Consider the following 6,528-nt stretch of genomic DNA (forward strand, 5'->3'; position numbering starts at 1 on the left):
AGCCGGGCGGTCGTGCTCTTGCCGGAGCCCGACTCGCCGACCAGGGCGTACGTGGTCCCGCGCTCGACGCGCAGGCTCACGCCGTCGACGGCGACCAGCGAGCGGCCGGCCGCGCCCGCGACGCCGCGCGGGAGCGCGAACTCCTTGCGCACGCCGACCAGTTCCAGCACCGGCGCCACCTCGGCGGCAGGCGGCGCGGTGGCCGGCGCGGGGGTGGCGGGCGCGGCGGTGGCCGGCGCCGCTCCCGGCTGCTCGCGGCCCGATGTCCCCGCCGCCCCCAGCCGCCCGCTCGCGAGGCTCGGCGCCGCCGCGATCAGCTGCCGCGTGTACGGGTGCCGCGGCGCGCCCAGCACCTCGTCCGCGGTGCCCTCCTCGACCACGACCCCGCTCTCCAGCACGACGATCCGGTCGGCGCGGTCCGCGGCGACCCCGAGGTCGTGGGTGATGAGCAGCAGCGCCGTCCCGCGGTCGCGGACCAGCGTCTCCAGGTGGTCGAGGATCCGCCGCTGCACGGTGACGTCGAGGGCGCTGGTCGGCTCGTCGGCGACGACCAGCCGCGGCCCGGCCGCGATCGCGATCGCGATGAGCACCCGCTGCCGCAGGCCGCCGGACAGCTCGTGCGGGTACTGCCGGGCGCGCGCCGCGGGGTCCGGGACGCCGGCCTGCCCCAGCAGCGCCACCGCGCGCCGGCGCGCCTCCCGGCGCCGGGCCAGCCCGTGGATGACCAGCACCTCGGCCACCTGGTCGCCGACCCGCTGCACCGGGTTGAGCGAGACGGTCGGGTCCTGCGGGACCAGCCCGACCTCCCGGCCGCGCACGCCCTGCCACTCCCGCTCGGTGAGGTCGGACACGTCCCGACCGCCCAGCCGGATCCGGCCGCCGGTGACGGACCCGCCGCGGGCGAGCAGGTGCAGCGCGGCGTGCGCGGCGGTGCTCTTGCCGGACCCGGACTCGCCGACCAGCGCGACGACCTCGCCGGGCCGGACCCGCAGGTCCACCCCGCGCACGGCGCGGTACACCTGGCCGTCCCGGGTCCGGTAGCCGACCTCGAGCCCCTCGACCTCGAGCACCGGCGTGGCGTCGGCCCCGGCCGGGGCGGGGGCCCGGTCCTCCTGCAGCTGCGTCACTGGTCCTCTCCCGTCGTCTCGAGCGCCCGCGCGACCCGGTTGGCGGACAGCACGACCGCCACGATCACGAGCCCGGGCAGGGTGGTGAGCCACCAGGCGGTGGCGAGGTAGTCGCGGCCGCCGGAGATCAGCGACCCCCACTCGGGGGTGGGCGGCGGCGTGCCGTAGCCGAGGAAGCTCAGCGCGGACACCGCCAGCACCGCGCCGCCGAACTCCAGCGCCACCAGCGCGAGCACCGGCCCGGCGGAGTTCGGCAGCACGTGCCGGCCCAGCACCGACCACCAGCGGGCGCCCGACGCGCGGGCGGCCTCGACGTAGACCGAGGTCGACGTGCGCAGCACCTCGGCGCGCATCACCCGGGCGAACGTCGCCACCGCCCCGACGCCGACCGCCACGGCGATCTTGGTCGGCCCCGTGCCGAGCGCCGTGATGATCGCGAGCGACAGCAGGATGCTCGGCACCGCCAGCAGCACGTCGACCGCGCGGCCCACGACGTCGTCCACCCAGCCGCGCAGGAACCCGGCGAGCAGGCCCAGCGCCGAGCCGACCACCAGGCCGACGAGGACCGCGAGCGCCGTGGTCCGCAACGACAGCGAGGCGCCGTGCACGACGCGGGTCCAGACGTCGCGGCCCAGGTGGTCGGTGCCGAACAGGTGCTCACCAGACGGCGCGAGCAGCCGGTCGGCGGGGACCCCGGTGATCGGGTCACCGGATGCGAACACCGACGGCGCGGCGGCCCACGCGGCGACCAGCAGCAGCACCAGCCCGGCGAGCACGAGGCCCGGGCGCCGCAGCAGGTACCGGCCGGCCCGCGCCGCCCAGGGACCGGCGGACCCGGCGCCCCGCGCCCGCCCGTGCCGCAGGATCGACCGGGCGTCCTGGCGGTCGGCGACCTCGATCTCGTCCGGCGTGCGGGCGGACGTGGCGGTCGTGGTGGTCGTGGTCGTCACGCGGCCACCGCCTTCCGGGTCGGGGCCCGCTCGATGCGCGGGTCCAGCAGCGGGTACACCAGGTCGACGACCAGCGTCGTGACCACGAACACGAGCGCCGACAGCACGACGATCGCGAGCACCACCGGCACGTCCTGGGTGTTGACGGACTGCACCGTGAGTCGGCCGAGCCCGACCCGGGAGAACACGGTCTCGGTGACGACGGCGCCGCCGAGCAGCCCGCCGACCATGACGCCGAGCATCGTGAACGCCGGGATCGCCGCGTTGCGCAGGGCGTGCCCGAGCTGCACCCGGAGCCGGCCGGCCCCCTTGGCGCGGGCGGTCTCGACGTACGGCTCGCCGAGCGTGCCCCGCAGGCTGCGGGACAGCACCTGCGCGAGCTGCGCGCCCGGCGGGATGGCGAGCGTCACGGCCGGCAGCACCAGGCTCTGCCAGCCCGCGTTGCCGATCGCCGGCAGCAGCCCCGCGCGGAACGACAGCCACTGCAGCAGGACCAGCCCGATGAAGAACGTCGGCAAGGCGACGCCCACCGCCGGCAGCGCCGACAGCACCTGCCGGAGCCACCGGCTGCGCGGCAGCACGCTGGCCACCGCGAGCGCCGTGCCGCCCAGCACCGCGAGCGTCAGGGCGACGCCCGTCAGCAGGAGCGTCTGCGGCAGCGCCTGCGCCACCAGCGAGCCGGCCGGCGCGCCCGACTGGTACGACGGCCCGAAGTCGAGCCGGACCGCCCCCCGCAGCGCGTCGGCGTACTGGACGAGCACCGGCCGGTCGAGCCCGTACCGGGCGCGCAGGTCGTCCAGCAGGGCCGGGTCGACCGACGCCACCTCCCCGCCCGACCCGGCGGCCAGGGCCGCCGGGTCGCTCGGGAGCAGGTAGAGCACGAAGAACGCGATGGTGAACGCGGCCCAGAGCACGAACAGCCCCTGGGCGGCGCGCCGCGCGACGTACCGGGCCATCAGGACGGGTCCACCCACGCGCCGTAGAAGTCGAGCCGGCTGGAGCCCTCGAACGTGAGCCCGTGCACGCGGTCGGCGGCGGCGATGGTGGTCGACAGCTCGTAGACCGGGATCGCGTGGCCGCGCTCGACCAGCAGGCGGGAGGCCTCCTCGATCAGGCCGGCGCGCTCGTCGGGGTCGGTGGCCGCGGCCGAGCGGTCCAGCAGGTCGTCGACCTCCTCGGCCGGGCGGTCGTTGATGTTGCGCGCGTTCGCGGAGAAGATCAGCCGCAGCACGTCCGGGTCCGACCGGGTCAGGTTGTAGTAGTCGAAGTCGAAGTCGCCGCTCTCCTTGATGGCGGTCGACTCGGCGATCTCGACGTGCTGGAGCTGGAGGTCGACGCCGATCTGGCGCAGCTGCTGCTGCACGAGCTCCAGCGGGGCCGGGTCCTGCCAGAACGTCACCGTGGTGGAGAGCTTCTGGCCGTCCTTCTCCCGGATGCCGTCGTCGCCCTCCACCCAGCCGGCGTCGTCGAGCAGCTGCTCGGCGCCGTCGGGGTCGTAGGCGAGCAGGTCGCCCAGGTCCGCGGCCAGCGGGGTCGAGTGCGAGAGCACGCCGGTCGCCGCCTGGTCGCGCTCGGTGAGCACGGTGTCGACGATCTGCTGCCGGTCGATGCCCTTGGAGATCGCGACCCGCACGGCCTCGTCGGACGCGAGGGGGCTCGACTCCTTCGGGAACAGCTGGTACGCCACGCCGGGGTTGGCGCGCTGCTGGAGCCAGAACCCGTTGCCGTCGAACTGCGGCTGGTCGACGGCCGCGATCGCGGCCGTCGCGTCGATCTGCCCGGAGGCCAGGCTGCCGGCGCGGACCGACGACTCGGGGATGACCTGGAACGTGACGGTGTCGAGGTAGGCCGCGCCGGTGTGCTCGTCGGCCTCCGACGGCCAGTCGTAGCCGTCGACCTTCGCCAGCACGATCTCCTGGTCCTGGGTGTACGACTCGACCTGGAACGGGCCGGAGCCGACGTAGTCCCCGGCGCAGCGCTCCTCGGGCGTGAGCTCCGCCGAGGCGGGCGACAGCAGCCCGAGCGAGAACGTCGACGTGGCCTGGAGGAACTGCGCGCTCGGCTGGGCGAAGTCGACCGTGAGGGTCTGCGGGTCGGCGACCGTCGTGCCCTCGTAGCCCACCAGGTACTGCGAGCCGAGCGAGGCGGTGGCGCCGAGCGCGACGATCGCGTCGAAGTTGGTCTTCACCGACTCGGCGTCGATCGGGGTGCCGTCCGCGTAGGTCGCGCCCTCGCGCAGGTGGAACGTGTAGCTCGACGCGTCGTCGCTGACCTCCCAGCTCTCCGCGAGCCACGGCACGATCTCGCCGGTGTCCGGGTCCTGCGCGGTGAGCGACGCGACCGTCTGCCGGGCGACGGCGATGGCGTCGTTGTTGCCGACCTGCTGGGGGTCGATGCACCGGGAGTCGACCGTGATCGCGAACCGGAGGTCGCCGCCGGCCACGGGCTCGGCGTCGGCGCCGGTCGAGGCGTCGCCGGAGCCGCCGCCGGACGCGCCGGAGGAGCAGGCGGCGAGCAGCAGGGCGGTGGTGGCGAGGGTGGCCGCGGCGGCGGGGCGGGCGCCCCGGCGTCGGGTGGGCGTGGTCATCGGTGCTCCTGGGGTGGGGTGGGTCGGGGGTCGGTCGGGGTCGGTCGGGGTCGTCGCGGCGGGTCAGCCGGCGACGGGGACGGGCGCCGGGGCGGGCGCGGCGTGGTCCACGGCGGTGAAGCCGGCGGCGCGGCCGGGGTCGGCGGCGGACCACAGGTCGGTGCGCACCTCGGCGCGCACGAGCGGCGCGACCTCCTCGGCGAACCGGCGCAGGACGTCCTCCTGCTCCGCCGGGTCGAGCAGGTGGTTCACGGACACCGACTGCAGGACGTGCCCGTAGGTCGCGTGGTAGTCGAGGATCTTCTCGGCCACCCGCTCCGGGGAGCCGACCAGGGCCGGGCCGCGCTCGACGGCGTCCTCCAGCGTGCGGAAGGACGGCGCCTTCCCCACGGCGTCGGCGCCGTAGCCCCGGCGGGCGGCCGCGTCGACCTGGCCCTGGTAGAGCGGCCGGTACTGCGCGACGGCGGCCTCGGTGGTGTCCGCGAGGAACAGCCCGCCGGAGCCGGAGCCGACGTACGCCCGGGCCGGGTCGTGGCCGTGCGCGGCGTACTGCTCGCGGTAGTGGTCGAGCAGCACGGCGTAGTTCTCCCGCGGCTGCAGGGCGTTGGCGGTGACGATCGGGTCGCCCCACCGCGCCGCGAGCTCGACGGCGAACCGCGAGGTCGCCGAGCCGTGCCAGATCCGGAACGGGCCGGCGTACGGCCGCGGCAGCGTGGTGGCGTGCTCCAGGCGGTGCCGGTGCCGGCCCTCCCAGGTCACGTCCTCCTCCGACAGCAGCAGGCGGAGCAGCTCGTAGTTCTCCTCGAGGTACTCGTACTGCTTGTCGATGTCGAGGCCGAGCAGCGGGTACTGCAGCACCTCGTTGCCCTTGCCGATGACGATCTCGAGCCGGCCGCGGGACAGCTGGTCGACGGTCGCCAGGTCCTCGGCCACCCGCACCGGGTCGAGCAGCGACAGCACGGTGACGCCCGTCGACAGCAGGATCCGGCTGGTGGACGCGGCGATCGCGCCGAGGATCACCGTGGGGGCCGACGACAGCACGTCGCCGGCGTGCCGCTCCCCCACGGCGAACGAGTCGAAGCCGAGCTCCTCGGCCAGGACCGCGTGCCGGACGGTCCGGGCCAGCCGGTCGGCCGGCGGCACCGCCTCGCCCGTGACCGGGTGCGGCGGGTTGAAGACGATGTCGAGCAGCTGGAAGCGCACGGCCGGCCCCGCTCAGGCCGCGGCCGCGGCGGCGGCCTCGCGGTCGCGCGCGGCGACGCCCTCGCGGACCAGCGGGATCACGTACCGGCCGAAGTCGACCGCGTCGTCCAGCAGGTCGTAGCCGCGCGCCGAGATGATCCGGACGCCGCGGTCGTAGTACGCGAGCAGCGCCTCGGCGACCTGCTCGGGCGTGCCGACCAGCGCGTTGGAGTTGCCCGCGCCGCCGGTGGCCTTCGCCGTGGCGGTCCACAGCACCGAGTCGAACCGGTCGCCCTGCGCCGCGATCTCCAGCAGCCGCTGCGAGCCCGCGTTCTGCGGGGCGTCGATGGAGTGCCGCTTGCTCAGCACGCCGCCGAGCGCCGCCTTGCGCGCCTCGATCGCGTCCAGCACGCGGTGCGCCTTCGCCCAGGCCAGCTCCTCGGTCGGCGCGATGATCGGCCGGAACGCGGCGTGGATCCGCGGCGGCGTCGCGCGGCCCGCGGCGGCGGCCTCGGCGTGCACCCGGTCGATCTGCTCCTGCGTGCGGTCCAGCGGCTCGCCCCAGACGGCGTAGATGTCCGCCTCGGCGGCGCCGACCTCGAAGGCCGCGTCCGAGGAGCCGCCGAACGAGATGGTCGGGACGTGGCCGTCGACCGGCTTGGTGTCCAGGTGGAAGTCGGCG

General features: G+C 75.8%; 6 protein-coding genes. All 6 read right to left on the reverse strand.

The genetic code is table 11. The annotated features are described in order from the left end of the window. The coding region (locus VER05_RS08415; RefSeq protein WP_324844920.1) for an ATP-binding cassette domain-containing protein at positions 1–1,127 on the reverse strand (1,127 nt) is incomplete at its 3' end. Next, positions 1,124–2,077, reverse strand: coding sequence for an ABC transporter permease (locus VER05_RS08420; protein ID WP_414647586.1), 954 nt, complete (start codon positions 2,075–2,077; stop codon positions 1,124–1,126). The genes VER05_RS08415 and VER05_RS08420, both read right to left, overlap by 4 nt. Then, positions 2,074–3,051: an ABC transporter permease gene (locus VER05_RS08425; RefSeq protein WP_324844921.1), complete on the reverse strand. Its 978-nt coding sequence runs from the start codon at positions 3,049–3,051 to the stop codon at positions 2,074–2,076. Before VER05_RS08425 ends, VER05_RS08420 begins: the two co-directional genes overlap by 4 nt. After that, positions 3,033–4,664 carry an ABC transporter substrate-binding protein gene (locus tag VER05_RS08430; protein ID WP_324844922.1) on the reverse strand — a complete coding sequence of 544 codons (1,632 nt, stop codon included), beginning with the start codon at positions 4,662–4,664 and terminating at the stop codon, positions 3,033–3,035. Before VER05_RS08430 ends, VER05_RS08425 begins: the two co-directional genes overlap by 19 nt. A 63-nt stretch (positions 4,665–4,727) precedes the next feature. Beyond that, positions 4,728–5,867 (reverse strand): LLM class flavin-dependent oxidoreductase, encoded by a 1,140-nt coding sequence (locus tag VER05_RS08435; protein ID WP_324844923.1) that lies wholly within the window; start codon positions 5,865–5,867, stop codon positions 4,728–4,730. 12 nt (positions 5,868–5,879) lie between these two features. Then, a partial coding sequence (locus tag VER05_RS08440; protein ID WP_324844924.1) for an LLM class flavin-dependent oxidoreductase occupies positions 5,880–6,528 on the reverse strand: 649 nt, incomplete at its 5' end.

It is taken from the genome of Cellulomonas sp. (assembly GCF_035634735.1).
Lineage (GTDB): Bacteria > Actinomycetota > Actinomycetes > Actinomycetales > Cellulomonadaceae > Cellulomonas.

What these genes read in the sequence shown, in the direction of transcription:
- VER05_RS08430 (WP_324844922.1), bottom strand. Translation starts at nt 4,664, where the DNA reads ATGACCACGCCCACCCGACGCCGGGGCGCCCGCCCCGCCGCCGCGGCC.